The sequence below is a fragment of the Streptomyces sp. NPDC021212 genome, from assembly GCF_044332925.1.
In the GTDB taxonomy this organism is placed as follows: Bacteria; Actinomycetota; Actinomycetes; order Streptomycetales; family Streptomycetaceae; genus Streptomyces.
The window spans coordinates 383024-407286 of the sequence record NZ_JBIRPZ010000007.1 but is presented as its reverse complement, the minus strand read 5'-3'; the positions used below and the strand labels follow the sequence as shown (position 1 = coordinate 407286).

The 24263-nt window shown below is 71.5% G+C and carries 24 protein-coding genes; 18 read left to right on the top strand and 6 right to left on the bottom strand.

Annotated elements, in window-relative coordinates; translation table 11 throughout:
- Positions 1–65 precede the first annotated feature (65 nt).
- The 3 genes from sepH to ACH4SI_RS21285 form a co-directional block, all read right to left on the bottom strand.
- Positions 66–1157: a septation protein SepH gene (gene sepH, locus ACH4SI_RS21295; protein ID WP_398297805.1), complete on the bottom strand. Its 1092-nt coding sequence runs from the start codon at positions 1155–1157 to the stop codon at positions 66–68.
- Between the two features lie 391 nt (positions 1158–1548).
- Positions 1549–2874: a D-arabinono-1,4-lactone oxidase gene (locus ACH4SI_RS21290; protein WP_398297803.1), complete on the bottom strand. Its 1326-nt coding sequence runs from the start codon at positions 2872–2874 to the stop codon at positions 1549–1551.
- Entirely contained in the window at positions 2828–4084 is a 1257-nt protein-coding gene (locus ACH4SI_RS21285; protein ID WP_398297801.1) for an MFS transporter, read from the bottom strand. The genes ACH4SI_RS21290 and ACH4SI_RS21285 overlap by 47 nt, the downstream gene beginning before the upstream one ends.
- A 194-nt stretch (positions 4085–4278) precedes the next feature.
- Between ACH4SI_RS21285 and ACH4SI_RS21280 the strand changes: the two genes are divergently transcribed.
- Entirely contained in the window at positions 4279–5421 is a 1143-nt protein-coding gene (locus ACH4SI_RS21280; RefSeq protein ID WP_398297799.1) for a ferrochelatase, read from the top strand.
- A gap of 74 nt (positions 5422–5495) precedes the next feature.
- Positions 5496–6296 carry an inositol monophosphatase family protein gene (locus ACH4SI_RS21275; protein WP_398297797.1) on the top strand — a complete coding sequence of 267 codons (801 nt, stop codon included), beginning with the start codon at positions 5496–5498 and terminating at the stop codon, positions 6294–6296.
- Between the two features lie 175 nt (positions 6297–6471).
- Here the strand turns inward: ACH4SI_RS21275 and ACH4SI_RS21270 are convergent, their stop codons facing one another.
- A complete protein-coding gene (locus tag ACH4SI_RS21270) occupies positions 6472–6639 on the bottom strand; it encodes a hypothetical protein (protein ID WP_167542486.1) in 168 nt (55 codons plus the stop codon).
- A 323-nt stretch (positions 6640–6962) separates the two neighbouring features.
- Between ACH4SI_RS21270 and ACH4SI_RS21265 the strand changes: the two genes are divergently transcribed.
- The 4 genes from ACH4SI_RS21265 to ACH4SI_RS21250 all read left to right on the top strand — a co-directional run bounded on the left by ACH4SI_RS21265 (position 6963) and on the right by ACH4SI_RS21250 (position 10402).
- Positions 6963–7616 carry a response regulator transcription factor gene (locus tag ACH4SI_RS21265; protein WP_398297795.1) on the top strand — a complete coding sequence of 218 codons (654 nt, stop codon included), beginning with the start codon at positions 6963–6965 and terminating at the stop codon, positions 7614–7616.
- Between the two features lie 6 nt (positions 7617–7622).
- The gene (locus ACH4SI_RS21260) at positions 7623–8858 is read left to right on the top strand and encodes a sensor histidine kinase (protein WP_398297793.1); all 1236 of its coding nucleotides are present in this window, start codon (positions 7623–7625) and stop codon (positions 8856–8858) included.
- Positions 8859–9287: 429 nt separating this feature from the next.
- On the top strand, positions 9288–9590 hold the full coding sequence (locus tag ACH4SI_RS21255) for a DUF4193 domain-containing protein (RefSeq protein WP_009714537.1): 303 nt from the start codon (positions 9288–9290) through the stop codon (positions 9588–9590).
- Between the two features lie 35 nt (positions 9591–9625).
- Complete coding sequence (locus ACH4SI_RS21250; RefSeq protein WP_398297791.1) at positions 9626–10402, top strand: hypothetical protein; 777 nt, start codon at positions 9626–9628, stop codon at positions 10400–10402.
- Positions 10403–10417: 15 nt separating this feature from the next.
- Here ACH4SI_RS21250 and ACH4SI_RS21245 read toward each other — a convergent pair whose 3' ends face one another.
- Positions 10418–10861, bottom strand: a complete 444-nt coding sequence (locus ACH4SI_RS21245; protein ID WP_398297789.1) for a DUF3093 domain-containing protein — start codon at positions 10859–10861, stop codon at positions 10418–10420.
- A gap of 59 nt (positions 10862–10920) precedes the next feature.
- On the opposite strand from ACH4SI_RS21245, the gene ACH4SI_RS21240 reads away from it, so the two are divergent.
- The 12 genes from ACH4SI_RS21240 (at position 10921) to ACH4SI_RS21185 (ending at position 23445) form a co-directional block, all read left to right on the top strand.
- Entirely contained in the window at positions 10921–11502 is a 582-nt protein-coding gene (locus tag ACH4SI_RS21240) for a PaaI family thioesterase (protein WP_398297787.1), read from the top strand.
- On the top strand, positions 11499–12014 hold the full coding sequence (gene dut / locus ACH4SI_RS21235) for a dUTP diphosphatase (protein WP_398297785.1): 516 nt from the start codon (positions 11499–11501) through the stop codon (positions 12012–12014). The genes ACH4SI_RS21240 and dut overlap by 4 nt, the downstream gene beginning before the upstream one ends.
- Position 12015: 1 nt before the next feature.
- On the top strand, positions 12016–12807 hold the full coding sequence (locus ACH4SI_RS21230; protein ID WP_398297783.1) for a DUF3710 domain-containing protein: 792 nt from the start codon (positions 12016–12018) through the stop codon (positions 12805–12807).
- Between the two features lie 208 nt (positions 12808–13015).
- On the top strand, positions 13016–13888 hold the full coding sequence (locus ACH4SI_RS21225) for a hypothetical protein (RefSeq protein WP_398297781.1): 873 nt from the start codon (positions 13016–13018) through the stop codon (positions 13886–13888).
- Between the two features lie 322 nt (positions 13889–14210).
- Positions 14211–14300, top strand: coding sequence for a K(+)-transporting ATPase subunit F (kdpF, locus tag ACH4SI_RS21220; RefSeq protein WP_037817630.1), 90 nt, complete (start codon positions 14211–14213; stop codon positions 14298–14300).
- A gap of 7 nt (positions 14301–14307) precedes the next feature.
- Positions 14308–15993 carry a potassium-transporting ATPase subunit KdpA gene (gene kdpA / locus ACH4SI_RS21215; protein ID WP_398297778.1) on the top strand — a complete coding sequence of 562 codons (1686 nt, stop codon included), beginning with the start codon at positions 14308–14310 and terminating at the stop codon, positions 15991–15993.
- The gene (gene kdpB / locus ACH4SI_RS21210) at positions 15990–18098 is read left to right on the top strand and encodes a potassium-transporting ATPase subunit KdpB (protein ID WP_398297776.1); all 2109 of its coding nucleotides are present in this window, start codon (positions 15990–15992) and stop codon (positions 18096–18098) included. Before kdpA ends, kdpB begins: the two co-directional genes overlap by 4 nt.
- An 8-nt stretch (positions 18099–18106) precedes the next feature.
- On the top strand, positions 18107–18769 hold the full coding sequence (kdpC, locus tag ACH4SI_RS21205; protein ID WP_398297774.1) for a potassium-transporting ATPase subunit KdpC: 663 nt from the start codon (positions 18107–18109) through the stop codon (positions 18767–18769).
- 4 nt (positions 18770–18773) lie between these two features.
- Positions 18774–21353, top strand: coding sequence for an ATP-binding protein (locus tag ACH4SI_RS21200; protein WP_398297772.1), 2580 nt, complete (start codon positions 18774–18776; stop codon positions 21351–21353).
- Positions 21350–22033: a response regulator gene (locus ACH4SI_RS21195; protein ID WP_398297770.1), complete on the top strand. Its 684-nt coding sequence runs from the start codon at positions 21350–21352 to the stop codon at positions 22031–22033. The genes ACH4SI_RS21200 and ACH4SI_RS21195 overlap by 4 nt, the downstream gene beginning before the upstream one ends.
- A gap of 155 nt (positions 22034–22188) precedes the next feature.
- Positions 22189–22599, top strand: a complete 411-nt coding sequence (locus ACH4SI_RS21190) for an OB-fold nucleic acid binding domain-containing protein (RefSeq protein WP_361484755.1) — start codon at positions 22189–22191, stop codon at positions 22597–22599.
- Positions 22600–22602: 3 nt separating this feature from the next.
- Entirely contained in the window at positions 22603–23445 is an 843-nt protein-coding gene (locus ACH4SI_RS21185) for a DUF3159 domain-containing protein (RefSeq protein ID WP_398297768.1), read from the top strand.
- Between the two features lie 56 nt (positions 23446–23501).
- Here the strand turns inward: ACH4SI_RS21185 and ACH4SI_RS21180 are convergent, their stop codons facing one another.
- Positions 23502–24179, bottom strand: coding sequence for a potassium channel family protein (locus ACH4SI_RS21180; RefSeq protein WP_398297766.1), 678 nt, complete (start codon positions 24177–24179; stop codon positions 23502–23504).
- Between the last annotated feature and the right edge of the window lie 84 nt (positions 24180–24263).

The window sequence follows — 24263 nt, the reverse complement described above, 5'->3', positions numbered from 1 at the left end:
CTCCGGGCCCGTCACCGCTGGTCGGTGACGGGCCCGGAGCTTTCGAGTGTGAGCGGCCCTTGGGGCTACTCCTGCTTCTTGCGACGCGTACCGAAGACGATCTCGTCCCAGCTCGGCACCGCCGCCCGGCGGCCCGGACGGACACCGTCCGCCTCCGCCTGGCGATCCGTCGTGCCGGTCAACCGGTCGCGGTGGCCCGCGACCGAACGGGGCATCAGCACATCCGCGTACGCCGAACCCGCGCTCGCCGCCGGGGCGGGCGGCTCGACGGCCTCCGCCTCCTCCACCGGCTCGTCCGGCGGTGGGGGCGGCGCCACGACCGGCGCCTCGGGCACGACCATGTCCCCACGGAAGTTGGGCACGGCCTCCAGCAGGCTGGTCAGCGAGTCGCGCTCGCCGCCGAGGCCGTCGTCCAGCGAGGCGGACGACGGCACCGGGAGTGCGGACTCGTCCTCGTCGTCGCCGTATTCGGAGGCCGTCCCTCTGTCCTTGTCCCGGTCGCGGGGCAGCCGGGCGATGCGCGGCACGAAGGGGAAGCTGGGCTCCGGGGTGTCGTCGGCCTCGCCGATGAGCGTCCGCGCCTCGTCGTCCACGGCCTGGACCAGCCGCCGGGGCGGGTCGTACGTCCAGCTCGCCGAGTGCGGCTCGCCGGCGACCCGGTAGACCAGCAGCACCTCCCAGGTGCCGTCGTCACGCCGCCACGAGTCCCACTGCGCGGTGTCCTTCTCGGCGCCGCGCAGCAGCAGCCGCTCCGCCACGGCCTCGCCGAGCTGCGGTCCGGTGTTCTCCCCGGGACGGCGCACGGGTGTCTTACGGGCGCGCTCGGCCATGAACGCGCGCTCCGCGAGCACCGGGCCCTCGAAGCGGCGCACGCGGTCGACGGGAATGCCGGCCATCGTGGCGACCTCTTCGGCCGTGGCGCCGGCGCGTATACGAGCCTGGATGTCACGGGGCCGGAGATGGCTCTCGACCTCGATCTCGATCTGGCCGAGCCGAGCGCGGTCGTTGCGCACCGCGGCGCGCAGTCGCTCGTCGATGGGAAGCGTGTACTCCGTGCTGTCCGCAGCCTTGAGCACCAGCCGTGTGCCGTCGTTGCTGACGGCCACGACACGCAGTTCGGGCATGGGGACCTCCCGGGTGGTGCCTGCCGACGTCACGGTTGCGTCGCTGCTCTCCCGCTAGACGAGTGTGGCCTGCCCGGGTGCAGCCTGCCACAACTTTGCCGAGTTGCCCGGGCCGGTTGGTTGCCGCCCTCGGCCCCTCCCGTTGGGTCCGGGCGGCCGGACGGGAAATCGGGGCCAGGGCTCGCCACAGTACTCCATTCGGGCCGCTCGGGTGGAGCGGCGCGCCAGCCGAGTTCGGGCGTGGCGTGGTGATCCGGCACCGAATCCTTCGAAGGAGGGCGCAATTTGGGCGGCAAGTTTCACGGAAACGTCAGAATCGGAATGATCCGCTTCGTTTATAGTTCACTTCCCTCTGCGAGCGGGAACGAATGTCCACGCGACTGTCCACGCGACGCCGGGAGAGGCAGCGTGCCCGGCGGCCCCGTCAGCCGCCGAGGACCCGCCGCAGGTAGTCGTTGCCGAACACCCGGTCCGGGTCGAGCCGTTCGCGCAGCGCGGTGAACTCGCCGAACCGCGGATAGACCCCGGACAGATAGGCGGCGTCGCGGCTGTGCAGCTTTCCCCAGTGCGGGCGTCCGCCGTGCGCGGTCATGATCTGCTCGGCGGCCGTGAAGTACGCCCGGTGCGGGGTGCCCCGGTAGAGGTGGACGGCGATGTACGCGGTGTCCCGGCCGGAGGCGGTGGACAGCGGGATGTCGTCGGCGGGCGCGGTCCGCACCTCCACGGGGAAGCTGACCCGCAGCCCCGACCGCTCGACGGTCGCCTTCAGTTCGCGCAGCGCCGGGACGGCGGCCTCGCGCGGCACCGCGTACTCCATCTCCAGGAAGCGGACCCGGCGCGGGCTGGTGAAGACTTTGTAAGGAATGTCCGTGTAGGTACGGGCGGACAGGGCGCGGCTGGAGATTTTGGCGATCCCGGGGATCGTGGCGGGGACCGCCCGGCCCACCGTGCAGGCCACCTGGAAGATGCCGTTGGACAGCAGCTCGTCGTCCACCCAGCCGCTGACCCGGCCGACCGGGGCCGCGGGGCCGGTGCTGCGGTTGTTGCGCTTGGTGTTGCAGTTGCCGGTGTGCGGGAACCAGTAGAACTCGAAGTGTTCGTTCTCGGCGACGAGTTGTTCGAAGTCCGTCATCACCCGGTCGAACGACATCGGCTCCTCGCGCGCCGTGAGCAGAAACTCCCGCTCCACCCCGAAGGTGATCGCCGTGACCACGCCGAGCGCCCCGAGGCCGACCCGGGCGGCCGCGAAGATCTCCGGGTGCTCGGTCGCCGAGCAGTGCAGCACCGAGCCGTCCGCCGTGACCAGCTCCAGCCCCTTGACCTGGGCGGCGATCGAGGCGCTGTCGCGCCCGGTCCCATGGGTGCCGGTGGAGGTGGCCCCGGCCACCGTCTGCTCCATGATGTCGCCCATGTTGGTCAGCGACAGACCGTGGCCCGACAGGGTCTCGTTGAGCTGACGCAGCGAGGTGCCCGCGGCGACGGTCACCGTGCCCGCCTCCGGGTCCACCTCCCGCACGCCCACCAGGCGGTCGGGGCGTATCAGCACGCCGTCCGTGGCGGCCGTGGTGGTGAAGGAGTGGCCGGTGCCCACCGGCTTGACCCGCAGTCCGTCCGCCACGGCCTGCCGCACCGCCTCGGCCAGCTCCTGAGTGGAGGAGGGGGCCACACTCCGTACCGGACGGGCGATGACGTTCCCCGCCCAGTTACGCCACACGCTGTTCCGCTCGGTTCTTACGGTCTTGACGGCCATCCGCTCCCGACCCCTCCCGCTGTGGCGCCGGCCGGAGCCGGCGATACCCGAGGAACGCCACCGCCGCCGCGAGCGCCCCGGCCACGGCCGGCACCGCGTACCCCGCGCGGGCCCCGGCGGCGTCCACCACCCCTCCGGTGGCCGACGAGCCGAGCGCCACGCCGACCATGAGCCCGGTGCTCACCCAGGTCATTCCCTCGGTCAGATGCGCGCGTGGTACGTGCTGTTCGACGAGGGCCATGGTCGTGACCATCGTCGGTGCGACGGCCAGGCCCGCGACAAAGAGCGCCACGGCCAGAAACGAAAGGTTCCCGACCAGTTGGAGGGGGATCATACTCACGGTCATCGCACAAATACCCAGCAACCAGCGGAAAGAGAGTGATCTTTTGCGTGGCAGCAGCCCGAAGACGGCTCCCGCCGCGCACGAGCCCAGCGCGTACACCGCCAGGACCAGGCTCGCCGCCGCCTTGTGGCCCTCGGCCTCGGCGTACGCCACCGTCGCCACGTCGATCCCCCCGAAGATCGTGCCGACCGCGACGAAGGTGAGGACCAGCACCTGGAGCGCGCGCGAGCGCAGCGCGGAGCCACCGGTGTGCGGCCCGCGCGGATGCGGCGCGGGCTCGGTGGCCCGCTGCGCGGTGAGCCAGAAGACGCCGACGGCCAGGAAGCAGCCGGCCAGCAGCGGCCCCGCCTCCGGGAACCAGGCGGTGCAGAGCCAGATCGAGATCATCGGCCCCAGGATGAAGCAGACCTCGTCGACGATGGCCTCCCAGGAGTACGCGGCGTGCAGTTCGCGCGGCGCGTCCTGGTGGATCGCGGCCCAGCGGGCTCGCACCATGGACCCGACGCTCGGCACACAGCCGGCCGTGGCGGCGCACGCGAACAGCGTCCAGTCCGGCCAGCCCCGGTGCGCCGCCAGCAGCAGTCCGGCCAGCGAGGTGAGCGTGACGAGGGTCGCCGGGCGCAGCACCCGGCGCTGGCCGTACCGGTCGACCAGCCGGGAGGTCTGCGGGCCGATGACGGCGACCGAGAGCGCGAGGGTGGCCGCCAGCGCACCGGCGAGTCCGTACCGGCCGGTGAGTCGGGAGACCATCGTGACCACCCCGATGCTCGTCATGGCCACGGTCATCCGCCCGATGAACCCGGCCATGGAGAACGCCTTGGCGCCGGGGGCGGCGAAGATCACACGGTAGGGACTGGGGCCGGGCATGACAGGGGCCTCCGCGGGCTGGCAGGGCGGCAGAGCGGCGGGACGGGACGGCGTGCGGGTAAAGAGCGCAGGTCGCCGGGGGCGGTGGGGCGCGGCAGGGTAAGGAACGTCGAAGCTGATACAGCTTACGGTCGCCCCGGGGTCCGCGCAGGGGCATTTCCCGCCGGTCCGGGGCTGGTGGCAGGATCGGGACCATGCCGGAACAGCCAGCGCGGACATCCCCCGCCCCATACGACGCCCTGCTGTTGCTCTCGTTCGGCGGGCCCGAGGGCCCGGAGGACGTCGTGCCGTTCCTGGAGAACGTCACGCGGGGGAGGGGCATCCCCCGGGAGCGGCTCAAGGAGGTCGGGCAGCACTACTTCCTGTTCGGCGGCGTCAGTCCGATCAACGCGCAGAACCGCGAGCTTCTGCACGCGCTGCGCAAGGACTTCGCCGAGCACGGGCTGGACCTGCCGGTGTACTGGGGCAATCGCAACTGGGCGCCGTACCTGACCGACACCCTGCGCGAGATGGTCACCGACGGCCACCGCCGCATCGCGGTGCTCGCCACCAGCGCGTACGCCTCGTACTCGGGCTGCCGCCAGTACCGCGAGAACCTCGCGGACGCGCTCGCCGCCCTGGAGGGCGAGGGGCTGCCGCTGCCGCGCGTGGACAAGCTGCGGCACTACTTCAACCACCCCGGCTTCGTCCGGCCCATGGTGGACGCGACGCTCGCCGCGCTCGCCGAGCTGCCCGAGGGGCTGCGGGCGGGCGCGCACCTCGCGTTCACCACCCACTCCATCCCGACCGCCGCCGCGGACACCTCCGGCCCGGTCGAGGACCACGGAGCGGGCGGTGCGTACGTCGCCGAGCACCTCGACGTCGCTCGGCTGATCGCCGAGGCGGTGCGCGAGGAGACCGGCGCCGAGCACCCGTGGCGGCTGGTCTACCAGTCCCGCAGCGGTGCCCCGCACATCCCCTGGCTGGAGCCGGACATCTGCGACCACCTGGAGGAGCTGCACGGCGACGGCGTGCCCGCCGCCGTGATGGTCCCGATCGGCTTCGTCTCGGACCACATGGAGGTCAAGTACGACCTGGACACCGAGGCGGCCGCCAAGGCGGCCGATCTCGGCCTCCCGGTCGCCCGGGCCTCGACGGTGGGCGCGGACCCGCGGTTCGCGGCGGCGGTGCGCGATCTGCTGCTGGAGCGCGCGGCCGCCGAGCGGTTCGCCGCCGGGGACGCCCCGTCGGCGCCCGAGCGCTGTGCGCTGGGCGCGCTGGGCCCGAGCCACGACCTCTGCCCGGTGGGCTGCTGTCCGGCCCGCTCGCCGCGGCCGGCCGCCGCCGGGGCCGACTAGTTCCCCTCCGACGGATCTCCAGGGCCATCGCACGCGCACACGCAGTACGCACGGGTAATCCGCAAAGGAGCACGATGACCGACTCGCTCAACGCCGAACTGCTCGAACTGGCCCTGGAGGTCGCCCGCAGGGCCGGGGACCTGCTGCGCGACGGCCGCCCGGCCGACCTCGGCGTGGCCGCCACCAAGTCCAGCCCGATCGATGTCGTCACCGAGATGGACGTCGCCTCCGAGAAGCTGATCACCGACTTCCTCGCGCAGCACCGCCCGGAGGACGGCGTGCTGGGCGAGGAGGGCGCGAGCAGCGAGGGCAGCAGCGGTGTCCGCTGGGTGATCGACCCCCTCGACGGCACCGTGAACTACCTCTACGGCCTCCCGTCCTGGGCGGTCAGCATCGCCGTCGAGCGGGACGGCGAGCCGGTCGTCGGCGTGGTGACGGCGCCGATGCGCGGCGAGACGTACCACGCGGTCCTCGGCCAGGGCGCGTACGCGGACGGGGAGCCGGTGCGGGTGCTCCCCGCGCCCCCCTTCGAGCAGGCGCTGATCGGCACCGGCTTCGGCTATCTGCGCGAGCGCCGCATCGGGCAGGCCAGGGTCCTGAACGAACTGCTGCCCCAGGTGCGCGACATCCGGCGCGGCGGATCGGCCGCCATCGACCTGTGCGACCTGGCCTGCGGCCGGCTCAACGCGTACTACGAGCGCGGGCTCAACCCCTGGGACTACGCGGCCGGCGCCCTCATAGCCCGCGAGGCGGGCGCGCTCACCGGCGGACGGCCGGGCATACCCGCATCGACGGAGCTGACCATCGCCGCCGCCCCCGGTCTCTTCGAGCCGCTGCAGGCCCTGCTGGAGGACCTGGGCGCCTGGCACGACTGAGTCGCCTCCCGGGCACGCGAAGCGCCCCGGTGCCAGGAGGGCACCGGGGCGCTTCGGCGTGGATTGTGCCGGTCGTGCTCATGGATCGGCGTACCGGAGCTGGATCGGTCTCCGTCACACCGGGTGATCAAGCCGCCAACGGGAACCGACGGCGCAGTGGATCAAACAACCTGGATCAGGCGGCGCTTACTTCCACGCCATGCTCGGCGGCGAGCCGACGGAGGTCTTCCAGCTCCGCCAGCTCCACGTCGGCGAGGAACTCGTCGCCTGTCTCGCGGGCGCGGGTGAGGTCGGACTGGGTGGTCTCTATACGCTGCAGAATGCCTGCGGTGAACGCGTCCATGGTGCGCCCCCTCGTCGTGGGTCGGTGGCACGGGGGTGTGCCGACGGCGGGAGCGATCACGTACGTGAATCCCTGAGGGTGGCAGCGGCGTCAATGGATAGCCACATACAGGGCGTGATCGCGGGGTGTGCAGTCGTCCTCCCCACCCCACTCGGAGCGGAAACCTCCGGCGCCAAAAGTTTCTGAAGGATCTTGAAGTCGGCCGTCCGCCCGCGGCCCCGGCACCTCTTACCGCCGGTTTATGAGACTTCGAGGCAGGATGGAGGCGCCGAACGCTGTGGAGCACGAGAGCCCGCCGCGGCCATGAGGGAAGGACGAACGACGTGCGTGTACTCGTCGTCGAGGACGAGCAACTGCTCGCCGACGCGGTGGCCACCGGACTGCGCCGGGAGGCCATGGCCGTCGACGTCGTGTATGACGGTGCCGCCGCCCTGGAGCGCATCGCCGTCAACGACTACGACGTCGTGGTCCTCGACCGTGACCTGCCGCTCGTCCATGGCGACGACGTGTGCCGCAAGATCGTCGAACTCGGCATGCCCACCCGCGTCCTGATGCTCACCGCCTCCGGTGACGTCAGTGACCGCGTCGAGGGGCTGGAGATCGGCGCCGACGACTACCTCCCCAAGCCGTTCGCCTTCAGCGAGCTGATCGCCCGGGTGCGGGCGCTCGGCCGCCGCACCACCGTCGCCCTGCCGCCGGTCCTGGAGCGGTCCGGGATCAAGCTGGACCCGAACCGCCGCGAGGTGTTCCGGGACGACAAGGAGATCGCGCTGGCGCCGAAGGAGTTCGCGGTGCTGGAGGTCCTCATGCGCAGCGAGGGCGCCGTGGTCTCGGCCGAGCAGCTGCTGGAGAAGGCGTGGGACGAGAACACCGACCCGTTCACCAACGTCGTCCGGGTGACCGTCATGACGCTGCGCCGCAAGCTCGGCGAGCCGGCCGTGATCGTCACGGTCCCCGGCTCGGGTTACCGGATCTGACCGGGCATGGCCACGACTCCGCTCCCGCCGGCGGCACCGCCCAAGCCCAGCTGGGACCCGCAGCACACCTCGCCGCCCAACCCCTGGCTGCGCCCCACCATCCGGATACGGCTCACCCTGCTGTACGGCGGGATGTTCCTGATCGCCGGTGTGGTGCTGCTGACGATCATCTATCTGCTGGCGGCCGACGCCATCCGCCGGGGCAGCGAGTTCCCGCTGCAGATCGTGCGGATCGACTACAAGCCCTCCGACACGTGCCATCTGCCCAGCCAGGGCAACAACGACGCGTTCAACCGGGCGGTGGCCCAGTGCATGTCCCAGCAGCGCGACTTCGCCCTGGACGGGCTGCTGCGCCGCTCGCTGCTGGCGCTGCTGGGGCTGGCCGTGGTCGCGTTCGCGTTCGGCTACGCCATGGCCGGGCGGGTGCTCTCGCCGCTGGGCCGCATCACCCGTACGGCGCGTCAGGTGGCGGGCTCGGACCTGTCCCGCCGGATCGAGCTGGACGGGCCGGACGACGAGCTGAAGGAGCTGGCGGACACCTTCGACGAGATGCTGGAGCGACTGGACCGGGCGTTCACCGCGCAGCAGCGGTTCGTCGCGAACGCCTCGCACGAGCTGCGCACCCCGCTGGCGATCAACCGCACCCTGCTGGAGGTGCAGCTGTCCGATCCGCAGGCGTCCCCGGAGCTGGTCCAGCTCGGCAAGACGCTGCTGTCCACCAACGAGCGCAGCGAGCAGCTGGTGGAGGGTCTGCTGCTGCTGGCCCGCAGCGACAACGAGATCGTCGACCGCAAGCCGGTGGATCTGGCCGAGGTCGCCTCCCAGGCGCTGGAACAGGTCCGGACCGAGGCCCAGGCCCAGGGGGTGGAGATCCGGGGCGAACGGGCGGCCGCGGTGGTCCAGGGCAACGGGGTGCTGCTGGAGCGGATCGCGCTGAACCTGGTGCAGAACGCGGTGCGCTACAACGTCCCGGACCACGGCTGGGTGGAGGTGACCACCGAGGTGCGGCAGGGGCAGGCGGTGCTGGTGGTCGCGAACACCGGACCGGTGATCCCGGCGTACGAGATGGACAACATCTTCGAGCCCTTCCGCAGGCTCCGCACCGAGCGCACCGGCAGCGACAAGGGCGTCGGCCTCGGGCTGTCGATCGCCCGTTCGGTGGCGCGCGCCCACGGCGGCCGCATCGCGGCCGAGCCGCGGGAGGGCGGCGGCCTGGTGATGCGGGTGGTGCTCCCGGTCTGAGTGCGGAACGGCGAAACGGCGAGACGGCGGAATGCTGAAAGGGGGAGTACCCTCGTGGGGTGTTCGCTTTGGGCGGAATTTTCGTGATCCGCCCACCACCTGGATCGTGTGTGATCGATCACATGGGCGATTTTCAAGCCATACACTCTGCGTGATCGTGCCGGTTGCCGGAAAGCCGTAAAAATCCGGGTTTTCAGGCACTGTGATCACGGGAAGTACACGTCATGGCGCATGAGAGTGCGACATTCGGACCGTGTACGGTCCCGATGGCCATCCAACCCGATCACCTCTTCAGGGGTGCGGTTGGGTGTCGATTGAGTAACAGACCTTGATGTGAGGCAAAATCTCCGCCTCAGGTCGGGCACAAGTCCGGCCTCTCACGCGTTACGAGCGCTGAGACACCGCAGACACCCAGAGGGGGAGAGCGACATGGCAACGGATTACGACACCCCACGCAAGACCGACGATGACGTCAACGAGGACAGCATCGAGGAACTCAAGGCCCGGCGGAACGACAAGTCGGCGTCCACCGTCGACGTCGACGAGTTCGAGCAGGCCGAGGGCCTGGAGCTGCCCGGCGCGGACCTCTCCAACGAGGAGCTGTCCGTGCGGGTGCTGCCCCGCCAGGCCGACGAGTTCACGTGCATGAGCTGCTTCCTCGTGCACCACCGCAGCCAGCTGGCCGCCGAGACCAAGAACGGCCAGCCGATCTGCCGCGACTGCGCGGCCTGAGCCGCGGGCCGGTCGTGGACGCGGAGCACGGCAGTGTGAACGCGGAGCACGATGGTGTGGAGGGGGCGCATGTCGAGCGAGGCCGGGTGGCCTCGCTCGCGGCCGCCCTCGGTCGCGGCGTCCGGCGGGGCGGCGGCCGTGCCCGGGCGGGGGTGTACGCGGTCGCCGACCGGATCGCGGTGAATGCCCCGCGCGTTCCGGTCCGCGATCTCGCGGCGCTGCGCAAGCAGTTCCCCGGGCTCGGTCCGGAGGAGATCGCGGACAAGCTGGTGGCCGGTGCGGCGTACGGCACCTCCACCGTGGGTGCGGGCGTCGGTGCCGCGGCGATGCTGCCGGCCCCGCCCGCCATGCCCACCGAGCTGGCCGCCGAGATCGTCGGCGTGGCGTCCATAGAGTTCAAGCTCATCGCCGAGCTGCACGAGGTCTACGGGGTGCGGGCGCCCGGGACCGTCCGGCAGCGGGCCGCCGTCTACCTCAGCTCATGGGCCGAGGAGCGCGGCATCGACCCCACCGTCCCCGGCAGCGTCAACGCCGCGCTGAACGTCCGGCTGAAGCGCGAGCTGCGCCAGCAGGTGCTGAGGCGGAGCTTCCGGAACCTGCCCGTCCTCGCGCCCTTCATGGTCGGCGCGGCCGTCGGCGCCTCGATGAACCGGCGCGACACCAAAAGACTCGCGCGCAAGATCCGCAAGGAGCTGCGCGACCGCCAGGTGCCCTGGGACGCCCTTCCCTCGTCCCCGGAAGCCCCCGGCGAGCCGCCCGGAGCCCCGGGCGAGCTGCCGCCCCCGCAGCGGGGCCCGGAAGACGCCTCCTAGGCGGGAAGACGTCTCCTAGGCGCGTACGGCCGTCAGCGCCGCCGCCAGGCCCTCGGGGTCCCGGGTGGAGACGTACACGTAGGGCGTCGGATCCTGCGGATCGGTGACCTCGACCCGCAGCGCGGTCGGGATGTAGCTCCGCAGCAGCATGAAGGCCCGCGGATCGGCCTTGTACGTCCGCCAGGCGGCCGCCTCCTCGGCGTCCAGCACCTCGGCGGTCCCGAGGGCCGTCACCGGGATCCTGGCCTCTCCCGCGACCAGCGAGCCCGCCACCACCCGCACCCGGGCCGAGCCGTACGAACTCACCGCGACACAGGCCAGCGCCGCGCCGCCGATCAGGCCACCGAGCATCGGCAGGGTGCCGAACGGCAGCATGACCAACGCCGTGCCGACCCCGATCAGAATCGCGATGAACCACCAGGAACGGGGCGCGGTGAGACGTTCGTCGTAAGGCTGCATGCGTATCAGCTTGGCATGGCCGCCTGCCGGGGCATCTCTCGCGGGTAAGGTCAGCCGTTGTGAGTGGAAGAACGACAGTGCTGAAGCCGCCGGACGGCGCCACGGCACCCGTGCGCCACCCCGACGCGCCCGCGCCCGGGGAACTCCTCGGCGCGCACTACGACCAGTGCTTCGGCTGTGGCGAGCAGGCGGGTGGCCTGCGCCTGCGGGTGCGGGCGGGCGAGGGCGTCGGCCTCACGGCCGAGTTCACCGTGGACGCCGCCCATCAGGGCGCGCCCGGGCTGGCCCACGGCGGCGTGCTGACCGCGGCGCTGGACGAGACGCTCGGGGCACTCAACTGGCTGCAGCGCGTGATCGCCGTGACCGGGCGGCTGGAGACGGACTTCGTCCGGCCGGTGCCCGTCGGCACCGTGCTGCACCTGGAGGCACGGGTGACCGCCGTGCACGGCCGCAAGATCTACTGTGCGGCCACGGGCCGCATCGGGGGTCCCGAGGGGCCCGTCGCGGTGCGCGCGGAGGCCCTCTTCATAGAGGTGCAGGTCGACCACTTCATCAAGAACGGCCGGTCGGAGGAGATCAACGCGGCGCTCGCCGACCCGGATCAGGTGAAGGTCGCGCGCGCATTCGAGGTGAATCCGTGACTCCCGTACCGGTGGACGTGTTGATCCGCAGGGTGGACCCCCACGTGCCGATCCCGGGGTATGCCCACCCGGGGGACGCCGGTGCCGATCTCGTCACCACCGAGGCGGCGGAGCTGGCCCCGGGCGAGCGCGCGGTTCTGCCCACCGGAGTGTCTATCGCGCTCCCGGAGGGGTATGCCGCCTTCGTGCATCCGAGGTCCGGACTCGCCGCCCGCTGCGGAGTCGCCATGGTGAATGCCCCGGGGACCATCGATGCCGGGTACCGTGGAGAGATCAAGGTGATCGTGGTCAATCTCGACCCGCGCGAGAGCGTGCGGTTCGAGCGCTACGACCGGGTCGCCCAGATGGTCGTCCAGCAGGTCGAGAAGGTGCGCTTCCAGGAGGTGGCGGAGCTTCCCGGGTCGGCGCGGGCCGAAGGGGGCTTCGGGTCCACCGGCGGTCATGCCGCCGTGGACGGCACAACGGGTGGGAATGGATACGCTTCGGTCGGTTCCGACCGGGAAGGACGATGACGTGTTCGGACGTCGCCGCAAGCGCAGCGAGGAGGACGTCGAGTCGCTCGACGTGACCTCCGAGGAGTTGGCCGAGGACGCGGAGGACGCGGAGGGCGCCGACGGCCTCGTCGACGAGGGCGACGCGGAGGCTCCCAGGGTGAGCCTGCCCCCCGCGCCGCGCCCCGACGGCCCGTGGGACGTGTCCGAGGTGCGGGAGCCCGGCGAGGGCCGGGTGGACCTCGGCGGCATGTTCGTGCCCGGGGTCGAGGGCATGGAGCTGCGGGTCGAGGTCGCGGGGGACGCGATCGTGGCCGCGACCGTGGTGCTGCGGGACAGCGCCGTGCAGCTGCAGGCGTTCGCCGCGCCCAAGAAGGAAGGCATCTGGACCGAGGTGCGGGACGAGATCGCCACCGGCATCACCCAGCAGGGCGGTGTGGTGGACGAGGTCGAGGGGCCGCTCGGCTGGGAGCTGCGGGCCCAGGTGCCGGTGCAGCTGCCGGACGGCAAGAACGGCGTCCAGGTGGTGCGCTTCATCGGCGTCGACGGGCCGCGCTGGTTCCTGCGCGGAGTGATCTCCGGGCAGGGCGCCGTGCAGCCCGAGACCGGCAGCCTGCTGGAGGCGATCTTCCAGGACACGGTCGTGGTGCGCGGTGAGGGTCCGATGGCCCCGCGCGACCCGATCGTGCTCAAGCTGCCGAACGACGCGCAGATGGTGCCCGACGGGGTGCAGCAGGATGAGGCGCAGGGCTCGCGGTTCGCGGGCGGCGCCGACCAGCTCCAGCGCGGTCCGGAGATCACCGAGGTGCGCTGACCGCAGGCCGCACTCGGTCCGCAAGGCCAGGTCCGAAGGGGCCCGGGGAGTTTCCCCGGGGCCCTTCGGCTTTTTTTCGCACCACGTTGAACACCCCCGCCACCCGGGGCGTATTGATGGGCGAGAGACCCCCCGGCGCGCCCGCGGTAGTGGGAGAGCGGGCGCGACGGGCATATCCCCTGTCCCATCTCAACGAGGTGAGTGATCAATGTCCCGAGGGCTTCCGTTACTTCACCGTCGGCGGATCGTCGTCGCCGGTGTGATCGGCGGTATCACCTGTGCGTCCGTCGCGGTGGGAGCCGCCATGGCGGGTCAGGACGACAGCAGCGGCAGCGGAAAGGCGTCGGTCAAGGCCGCGTCCACGATCAGCTGCCCCGCCGTTGAAGGATCCCTTCCGGAGATTCCCGCGGAGGCCAAGGCGGAGGTGGACCGCAACCTCGCCCTCCTGGACACCCAGCTCGCCGAGGCGAACAAGCGGCTGAGCACCAGCCAGGGCGAGGGCGGCCCGAACTTCGTGCAGAACGCGATCCTCGGTCCGCTGGCGGACAAGCGGAAGTCCACCCTCGATCGCATCGCGATCTCCATCGGGCGCCGGGCCGAGAAGCCGACCGGCCTGGACGCCCTCGCCGAGTGCACGCTGTCCGGCGGCGGCGCCGGGGCGGGTGCCGAGAACGGGGCCGGGGCGAGCCCGACGGCCGCCGCCAGCGCCGCGGCCTCGGCCGACCCGGCGGCGGAGACCGGTGCCGACACGGGGGCCGGTGCGGACGCGGGCGCGGGCTCCGGCCAGACGATCAGCTGCCCGGACGTCGCCGGTGAGATCGGCGATGTGCCGGCCGCCGCCAAGGCGGAGGTGGACCGCAACCTCGCGCTGCTGGACACCCAGCTCAGCGAGGCCAACAAGAGACTCGCGACCTCCGCGGGCCAGGGCGGTCCGAACTTCGTGCAGAACGCGATCCTGGGCCCGCTGGCCGACAAGCGGAAGTCCACGATCGACCGCATCAAGATCTCATTCTCCCGCCAGGGCTCGACCGCCCCCTCCGGTCTTGACGCTCTGGCGGGCTGCTCGCTCGCATCCGGCTGAGTCCCCGGCGTAAGGCTCCGCTGATGTGAGCGTTCTACCGGTGGGCCGTACTTTTCTCTGCGGAGTACGGCCCACCGGATATTTCGCGTGCGCCGGTGTTGTGCGTGCGCGCGCCCCCGGCGTCAGGGAGGCGTCAAGAGGGTGCCCGCCGCCGTAAGGGAGCCGTCAACGGCGGCTCCTGCGCTCCGAACAGGCGTTTTGCTCTAGAGGTCAGCTCTCCACCGATCCTCTAGGAGCCCACGATGGCCGATCTGGCCTTCGTCGTCGCCACGCTCGCGGTGTTCGCGCTGGTGGCCCTCGTCGCCAAAGGGGTGACGAAGCTGTGACCGCCGAGAACGTCGTCGGCCTGGTCGTGGCCGTCGCGCTGCTGGGCTATCTGGTCCTCGCCCTCCTCTTCCCCGAGAGGTTCTGAGGGCGTCATGAGTTCCGAACTCGCCGCGGTGCTCCAGCTCACCGCGCTCATCGGCGCGCTCGCCCTGGTGTACCGGCCGCTCGGCGACTACCTGGCCGCCGTCTACCGCTCCGCGACCCATCTGCGCGCCGAGCGGTGGATCTACCGCTGCGTCGGCGCCGACCCGGACACCCGGATGCGCTGGCCCGCGTATCTGCGCGGGGTGCTCGCCTTCTCCGGCGTCAGCGTCCTGTTCCTGTATCTGCTCCAGCGCCTCCAGGGCGCGCTGCCGCTCTCGCTCGGCTTCTCCTCGATCGGCCCGGCGCAGGCGTTCAACACCGCCGCGTCCTTCGTCTCCAACACCAACTGGCAGTCCTACGCGGGCGAGCAGTCCATGGGCCATGTCGTCCAGACCGCCGGGCTCGCGGTGCAGAACTTCCTGTCCGCCGCCGTCGGCATCGCGGTGGCCATCGCGCTCGTCCGGGGCTTCGCCCGCTCCCGCACCGGCGAGCTGGGCAACTTCTGGGCCGACCTGGTGCGCACGGTCGTCCGCGTCCTGATCCCGATGGCGGTGATCGCCGCGGTCGTGCTGGTGGCGTGCGGCGCGATCCAGAACTTCGCGGGCATCCACGAGGTCGGGCAGCTCACCGGCGGCAGCCGGCAGATGAACGGCGGCGCGGTCGCCTCGCAGGAGGCCATCAAGGAGATCGGCACCAACGGCGGCGGCTTCTTCAACGCCAACTCCGCCTACCCGTTCGAGAATCCGAACGCCTTCACCAACCTCTTCGAGATCTTCCTGATCCTCGTCATCCCGTTCTCGCTGACCCGCACCTTCGGCGTCCTCGTCGGGAACGTCCGGCAGGGGTACGCGATCCTCGCCGCCATGGGCCTGATCTGGCTGGGCTTCACGGCGCTGATGATGTGGAGCGAGTTCCACCATGGCGGCCCGGCCCTCCGGGCCGCGGGCGCCGCGATGGAGGGCAAGGAGCAGCGGTTCGGAGTCGGCGCGTCCTCGATCTTCGCGACGAGTACGACGCTGACCTCCACCGGCGCGGTGGACGCCATGCACTCCTCCCTCACCGGCTTCGGCGGCGGCATCGCGCTGCTGGGCATGATGCTCGGCGAGATCGCCCCCGGCGGGGTGGGCTCCGGCCTCTACGGCATGCTCGTGATGGCCGTGATCGCGGTCTTCATCGCGGGGCTCATGGTCGGCCGTACGCCCGAGTACCTGGGCAAGAAGATCGGCTCCCGCGAGATCAAGCTCGCCGCGTGCTCCATCCTCGTCACCCCGGCGCTGGCGCTCGGCTTCACCGCCCTGTCCGTGGTGCTGTCCACCCCGCCGCACTCGATCCTCAACACCGCGGGCGACGCGGCGGGCCACAGCGGGGCGCACGGCTTCTCCGAGGTGCTGTACGCCTTCACCTCCGGCGCCAACAACAACGGCTCCGCCTTCGCGGGCCTGAACGCCAACACCGACTGGTACAACACCACGCTCGGCCTGGCGATGCTGCTCGGCCGCTTCCTGCCGATGGTCTTCATCCTGGCGCTGGCCGGTTCGCTCGCCGAGCAGAAGCCCGTCCCCGAGACGGCGGGCACCCTGCGCACCGAGAAGCCGCTCTTCGCGGGGCTGCTCGTCGGCGCCGTCCTGATCGTCACCGGTCTCACCTACTTCCCGGCCCTGGCCCTTGGCCCGATGGCGGAGGGACTCTCATGAGCACGACCACCCCTGTACGCCCCGCCCCCGACGGAACGCATCCGCACCAGCACGACCCGGGCGGCGGCCGGGTCTCCGGCGGCCTGTTCGACCCGCGGCAGCTGCTCACCTCCCTGCCGGACGCCTTCCGCAAGCTCGATCCGCGGGTGCTGGCGAAGTCCCCGGTGATGTTCGTCGTGGAGATCGGGTCGGTGCTCACCACCGTGCTCGCCGCCCTCGATCCCGGCGACTGGTTCGGCTGGGCGATCACCGCGTGGCTGTGGCTGACCGTGCTCTTCGCCAACCTCGCCGAGGCCGTCGCCGAGGGGCGCGGCAAGGCGCAGGCCGACACCCTGCGCAAGGCCAAGACCGACACCGAGGCCCGGCGGCTCGCGGACGGGGGCGAGGAACGGGTGCCCGGCACCGCGCTGCGCGTCGGCGACCTGGTGGTCTGCGAGGCGGGCGACGTCATCCCGGGCGACGGCGATGTCGTCGAGGGCGTCGCGTCCGTCGACGAGTCCGCCATCACCGGCGAGTCCGCGCCGGTCATCCGCGAGTCCGGCGGCGACCGGTGCGCGGTCACCGGCGGCACCAAGGTGCTCTCCGACCGCATCGTGATCAAGATCACGGCGAGGCCCGGTGAGACCTTCATCGACCGGATGATCAATCTGGTCGAGGGCGCCGCCCGGCAGAAGACCCCGAACGAGATCGCGCTCAACATCCTGCTGGCCTCGCTCACCATCGTCTTCCTGCTGGCGGTCGTCACCCTCCAGCCGTTCGCGATCTACGCGGGCGCCGAACAGACCATGATCGTGCTCACCGCCTTGCTGGTGTGCCTCATCCCGACCACCATCGGGGCGCTGCTCTCGGCGATCGGGATCGCGGGCATGGACCGCCTGGTCCAGCGCAATGTGCTCGCGATGTCCGGGCGCGCGGTCGAGGCGGCGGGCGACGTGTCGACGCTGCTGCTCGACAAGACCGGCACGATCACCTTGGGCAACCGGCAGGCCGCGGAGTTCGTCCCGGTGGACGGTGCGACCGAGGCGGAGCTCGCGGAGGCCGCCCAGCTCTCCTCCCTCGCCGACGAGACGCCCGAGGGCCGCTCGATCGTGGTCCTCGCCAAGGAGGCGTACGGACTGCGCGCCCGCCACGAGGGCGAACTCGGCCACGCCACCTTCGTGCCCTTCACCGCCCAGACCCGGATGTCCGGCGTCGACGTGGACGGCACCTCGGTGCGCAAGGGCGCGGCGGGCGCCGTCATCGCCTGGGTCCGCGAACGCGGCGGACACGTCCCGTCCGACGCCCAGGAGAAGGTCGACGCGATCTCGGCGGCGGGCGGCACCCCGCTGCTGGTCGCGGCGGACGGCGCCGGCAGCCCGGGCGTGCTCGGCGTGATCCACCTCAAGGACGTCGTCAAGGAGGGCATGCGGGAGCGGTTCGACGAGCTGCGCCGGATGGGCATCAAGACCGTGATGATCACGGGTGACAACCCGCTGACCGCCAAGGCGATCGCCGACGAGGCGGGCGTGGACGACTTCCTGGCGGAGGCCACCCCCGAGGACAAGATGGCGCTCATCAAGCGCGAGCAGGCGGGCGGCAAGCTGGTCGCGATGACCGGCGACGGGACGAACGACGCCCCGGCGCTCGCCCAGGCCGACGTCGGCGTGGCCATGAACACCGGCACCTCGGCCGCCAAGGAGGCCGGGAACATGGTCGACCTGGACTCCAACCCGACCAAGCTCATCGAGATCGTGGAGATCGGCAAACAGTTGCTGATCACCCGTGGCGCGCTGACCACCTTCTCGATCGCCAACGACGTCGCGAAGTACTTCGCGATCATCCCGGCGATGTTCGCGGGCGTGGCGGGCTACCAGGGCCTGGACGCGCTCAACATCATGCATCTGGCCTCGGCCCAGTCCGCGATCCTGTCCGCGGTCGTGTTCAACGCGCTGGTCATCGTCGCGCTGGTGCCCCTCGCCCTCAGAGGCGTGCGCTACCGCCCGATGAGCGCCGACCGGATGCTCCGCCGCAACCTCGCCCTCTACGGCCTGGGCGGGCTCATCGCCCCGTTCCTCGGCATCAAACTCATCGACCTGCTCCTCTCCCTCATACCGGGCATCGGGTGACCCCAGTCATGACCCTTCTCAACGGCACAGCACGCTCCACAGTCCGGCTTGCGGGCGCCGCACTGCGCGCCCTGATCGCCCTCACGGTGCTCTGCGGGGTGCTCTATCCGCTCGCCGTCACCGGCATCGCGCAGGCCGCCTTCCCGCACCGGGCGAACGGCTCCGAGGTACGGGCGGACGGCAGGACCGCGGGCTCCGCGCTCATCGGTCAGACGTACACCCTGGCGCGCAAGGACAAGGCCGGGAACCCGCTGCCGGACCCGAAGTACTTCCAGCCGCGCCCCTCGGCGGCGGGCACCAACACCGTCAACACCCAGTACAAGATCCTCGTCTCGGGCGGGTCCAACCTCGCCGCCGACAGCACGGTGCTGAGCGGGCAGATCAAGGAGCGCCGCGGCCGGATCGCCGCCTTCAACGGGGTCTCGCCCGCCGCCGTACCCCCGGACGCGGTCACTGCCTCCGCCTCCGGCGTCGACCCGGACATCTCGCCCGCGTACGCCGCCCTCCAGGTGAACCGGGTGGCCCGGGCGAACGGCCTGCCCCGCGCCGAGGTGGCCCGGCTGGTCCGGGAGCACACCGACGGTCGCCCGCTCGGCTTCCTGGGCGAGCCGCACGTCAACGTGCTGGAGCTGAACATCGCCGTCCGGCACCTGAGCGAACGGGGAAAATAGGGGCATGGGACGCGGCAAGCTTCGGATCTACCTCGGCGCGGCGCCGGGCGTCGGCAAGACCTACGCGATGCTGTCCGAGGGGCACCGGCGGGTCGAGCGGGGCACCGACCTCGTGGTCGGCTTCGTGGAGCACCACGGCCGCCGCCGCACCGAGGTGATGATGGCCGGCCTGGAGGAGGTGCCGCGCCGGGAGCTGGAGTACCGGGGCTCCGCGTTCACCGAGATGGATGTGGACGCGGTGCTCGCCCGCCGCCCCGGCGTCGCGCTCGTCGACGAGCTGGCCCACACCAACGTCCCCGGCTCCCGCAACGCCAAGCGCTGGCAGGACGTCGAGGAGCTGCTGAAGGCCGGGATCGACGTCGTCTCCACCGTCAACATCCAGCACCTGGAGTCGCTGGGGGACGTGGTCGAGTCGATAACGGGCGTACGGCAGCGGGAGACCGTGCCCGACGAGGTGGTGCGCCGCGCCGACCAGATCGAGCTGGTCGACATGTCACCCCAGGCGCTGCGCCGCCGCATGGCGCACGGCAACATCTACGCGCCCGACAAGGTCGACGCCGCGCTGTCCAACTACTTCCGGCCCGGGAACCTCACCGCGCTGCGCGAGCTGGCCCTGCTGTGGACCGCCGACCGGGTCGACGAATACCTCCAGCAGTACCGCGACGAGCACAGCATCCGCTCCACCTGGCAGGCGCGCGAGCGCATCGTCGTCGGGCTCACCGGCGGCCCCGAGGGGCGCACGCTCATCCGGCGCGCCTCCCGGATGGCGGCCAAGGGCTCCGGCAGCGAGATCCTGGCCGTCTACATCGCCCGCAGCGACGGCCTCACCTCGGCCTCCCCGAAGGAGCTGGCGGTCCAGCGCACCCTGGTCGAGGACCTGGGCGGCACCTTCCACCACGTCATCGGGGAGGACATCCCGGGTGCGCTGCTGGAGTTCGCGCGGGGCGTCAACGCCACCCAGATCGTGCTCGGCTCCAGCCGCCGCAAGGCCTGGAGTCACGTCTTCGGGCCGGGCGTGGGCGCGACCGTCGCCCGGGACTCGGGGCCCGACCTGGACGTGCACATCGTCACCCACGACGAGGTCGCGAAGGGGCGCGGACTGCCGGTCGCGCGCGGCGCCCGGCTCGGCCGCGCCCGGCTGATCGCGGGCTGGCTGGTGGGGGTCGCCGGGCCCGCCCTGCTCACCCTGGCGCTCACCGGTACGGGGGCCACGCTCAGCGCGGACGCCGGTCCGGGCTTCGCCAACGAGGTGCTGCTGTTCCTGTTCCTCAACGTGCTGGCGGCCCTGCTGGGCGGGATGCTGCCCGCCCTCGCCTCGGCGGCCGTCGGATCGCTGCTGCTCAACTACTACTTCACCCCGCCCACGCACACCTGGACCATCGCCGACCCCGAGAACATCGTCGCCATAGTGATCTTCGTGGCGGTCGCGGTCAGCGTCGCCTCCGTCGTCGACCTGGCCGCGCGCCGCACCCATCAGGCCGCCCGGCTGCGCGCCGAGTCCGAGGTGCTGTCCTTCCTCGCGGGCAGCGTGCTGCGCGGGGAGACCAGCCTGGAGGCGCTGCTGGAACGGGTCCGCGAGACCTTCGGCATGGACACGGTGGCGCTGCTGGAGCGCGAGAGCGACGTCGCGCCCTGGACCTGCGCGGGCAGCGCCGGCGGCACCGCGGGCGCAACCCCGCCGGAGCGGCCCGAGGACGCGGACGTGGACATGCCGGTGGGCGACCATATGGCGCTCGCGCTGTCCGGCCGGGTGCTGCCCGCCGAGGACCGCCGGGTGCTGGCCGCCTTCGCCGCCCAGGCCGCCGTCGTGCTGGACCGGCAGCGGCTGGTGGGGGAGGCGGAGCGGGCCCGCGAGCTGGCCGAGGGCAACCGCATCCGTACCGCCCTGCTCGCCGCCGTCAGCCATGACCTGCGCACCCCGCTCGCGGCCATCAAGGCGGCCGTGTCGTCCCTGCGCGCGGACGACGTGGCCTGGTCACCGGAGGACGAGGCCGAGCTGCTGGAGGGCATCGAGGACGGCGCCGACCGCCTCGACCACCTGGTGGGGAATCTGCTCGACATGTCCCGGCTCCAGACCGGCACCGTCGCCCCCCTCATCCGGGAGATCGACCTGGACGAGGTCGTGCCGATGGCGCTCGTCGGTGTGCCCGAAAGCGGCGTCACCCTGGAGATCCCCGAGGATCTGCCGATGGTCGAGGTCGACCCGGGGCTGCTGGAGCGCAGCGTCGCCAACATCGTCGAGAACGCGGTGAAGTACAGCCCGCGGGACCGGCCCGTGCTGGTCTCCGCGAGCGCGCTCGGCGAACGGGTCGAACTGCGCGTCGCCGACCGCGGCCCGGGTGTCCCGGACGCCGCGAAGGACCGTATCTTCGAACCCTTCCAGCGCTACGGGGACGCCCCGCGCGGCTCCGGGGTCGGCCTCGGACTCGCCGTCGCCCGCGGCTTCGTGGAGGCGATGGGCGGATCGCTGGCCGCCGAGGACACCCCCGGGGGCGGGATGACCATGGTGCTGACCCTGCGGGCCGCCCCCGGCCGCCCGCGGCACGACCCGCACGGCACAACGGAGAGGCAGGCCGTCAGATGAACCGGGTGCTCGTGGTGGACGACGAGCCGCAGATCGTACGCGCCCTCGTGATCAACCTGAAGGCGCGCAAGTACGAGGTCGACGCCGCCGGGGACGGCGCGACCGCCCTGAAGCTCGCCGCCACCCGCCACCCCGATGTGGTCGTGCTCGACCTGGGCCTGCCCGATATGGACGGCGTGGAAGTGATCAAGGGGCTGCGGGGCTGGACCCGGGTCCCGATCCTGGTGCTCTCGGCCCGCCAGACCTCCGACGAGAAGGTCGAGGCGCTGGACGCGGGGGCCGATGACTACGTCACCAAGCCGTTCGGCATGGACGAGCTGCTGGCCCGGCTGCGCGCCGCGGTCCGCCGCGCCGAGCCCTCCGGGCCTTTGGACGCCGCGGTGGTCGTCGTGACCGACGGGTTCAGTGTCGACCTGGCCGCCAAGAAGGCGCACCGTGACGGGCGCGACGTCCGGTTGACGCCCACCGAATGGCATCTGCTGGAGGTGCTGGTGCGCAATGAGGGCCGCCTCGTCAGCCAGAAGCAGTTGCTCCAGGAGGTCTGGGGGCCTTCGTACGGGACCGAGACCAACTACCTGCGCGTCTACATGGCGCAGTTGCGCCGCAAGCTGGAGAACGACCCCTCCCATCCGCGGCACTTCATTACGGAGCCAGGGATGGGTTACCGCTTCGAGCGGTGAGCGGCGGGGCGGGTGTCCGGCCGGGGGTCCGGGGGTTGCCCCCGGGGGATGCTGTATTACGGAGCCGGGGATGGGTTACCGCTTCGAGCGGTGAGCGGCGGGGCGGGGACGCGGTTGCGCGGGGAATCGGCGGGGCTCCCCGGTACGCTGGCCGCATGAGTTCCGTACCCCAGCCCCCCGGGAAGCGTGACAAGCCGGTTGGCCGCTTCCGGCGGATGATCGACCGGCTGTCGAGCTCCCAGGAGGAGCTGCACTCCGCCGAGCTGCAGCAGGACGCGGAGAACGCGGGCTGCACCAAGATCGGTGACTGCGGCGACCGACAGATCGTCAAGGTGACGGGTACACTGCGCACGGTCACGCTGCGGCCGCGGGCCGGAGTGCCCGCGCTGGAGGCAGAGCTCTTCGACGGCACTGCCGCCCTCGACGTGGTGTGGCTGGGCCGCCGCTCCATCATCGGTATAGAACCGGGCCGCAAGCTGATCGCCACCGGCCGGATCTCCATGAGCCACGGGCGCCGGGTGCTGTTCAATCCGAAGTACGAACTCCGACCACTCGGACAGGAGTAGCCGGTGACGTCCGACGACAAGACGACCCCGACCGAGACCCATCACCAGGACGCCGACGACACCGCACAGAGCAGGGCGGCGGCGGACACCGCGCTCCTGGAGGCGTTCGGCGGGGTGCGGGGCATGGTGGACACCACCGTCCCCGGGCTGGTCTTCGTCCTGCTGTACACCATCAAGCGCGACATCCACCTGGCCGCGATCGCCGCGCTCGGCCTGACCGTGCTGCTGGCGCTGACCCGCCTGGCGCGCAAGGAGACGCTGAAGCACGCCTTCAGCGGGGTCTTCGGGGTCGCGTTCGGCGCGATCTTCGCGATGATGTCCGGCGACGCCAAGAACTTCTACCTGCCGGGCATGCTCTACACGCTCGGGCTGGCGATCGCGTACGTCCTCTCGGCGATCTTCCGCTATCCGCTGATCGGCGTGCTGCTCGGGCCGATGCTCAAGGAGAACCTCTCCTGGCGCACCCGCAACCCCGGCCGGTTCCGCGCGTACACCCGGTCCACCTGGGCGTGGGGGCTGATCCTGCTCGCCAAGTCGGCGATCCTCTTCCCGCTCTACTGGTGGGGGGACGTCACCCAGCTCGGCTGGGTGAAGGTGGCGCTCGGCATTCCGCCGTTCCTGCTGTGCGTCTACCTGACGTGGATCTTCCTCGCCAAGGCCCCGCCGCCGATCGACGTGATCGCCGAGATGGAGGCCGAGGAGAAGGCGGAGCGGGAGCGCGAGCGCGCGAAGCGGGAGGCCGAGCAGGCCGAGCGGATCGCCGACCCGCTGCTCTCGGAGTGGACCGACCAGATCGTGAACGAGGCCCGCACCGAGTCGGCCGACCGGCGCCCGCCCCGGCACTGACGACTACGAGGCCCCGGGTTCCCGTACGGGGAAGCCCGGGGCCTTTCGCGTCGGCGTCAGCCCGCGGCGTCCTGGCGCTGGACGGACAGCAGCTGCTCCAGCTGCTCCTCGCGCGCCTGGGCCGCGACGAACAGCAGCTCGTCGCCGGCCTCCAGGACGTCGTCCTTGTTCGGGGTCAGCACCCGGGTGCCCCGGATGATCGTGACCAGCGTGGTGTCCTCCGGCCATTCCACGTCGCCGACCCGGGTGCCGACCAGGGCCGCCTCCGGCGGCAGCGTCAGCTCCACCAGGTTCGCGTCGCCGTGGCTGAAGCGCAGCAGTCGCACCAGATCGCCGACGCTCACCGCCTCCTCGACCAGCGCCGACATCAGCCGCGGCGTGGAGACGGCGACATCGACGCCCCACGCCTCGTTGAACAGCCACTCGTTCTTGGGGTTGTTGACGCGGGCGACCACCCGCGGCACCGCGTACTCGGTCTTCGCGAGCAGCGACACCACCAGATTGACCTTGTCGTCCCCGGTGGCCGCGATGACCACGTTGCAGCGCTGGAGCGCCGCCTCGTCCAGTGACGTGATCTCGCACGCGTCGGCCAGCAGCCATTCGGCCTGCGGCACCCGCTCCACCGAGATGGCGGTCGGTGCCTTGTCGATGAGGAGGACCTCGTGCCCGTTCTCCAGCAGCTCACCCGCGATGGAGCGCCCGACGGCGCCCGCTCCGGCAATGGCAACCCTCATCGCGTCTCCTCGTTCGCTTCTCCGCCCGCACGGCGCAGAAGTGCAGCTTTCGCCTCAGGGTGCGGCCCGGCGGCCGTGCGTGCG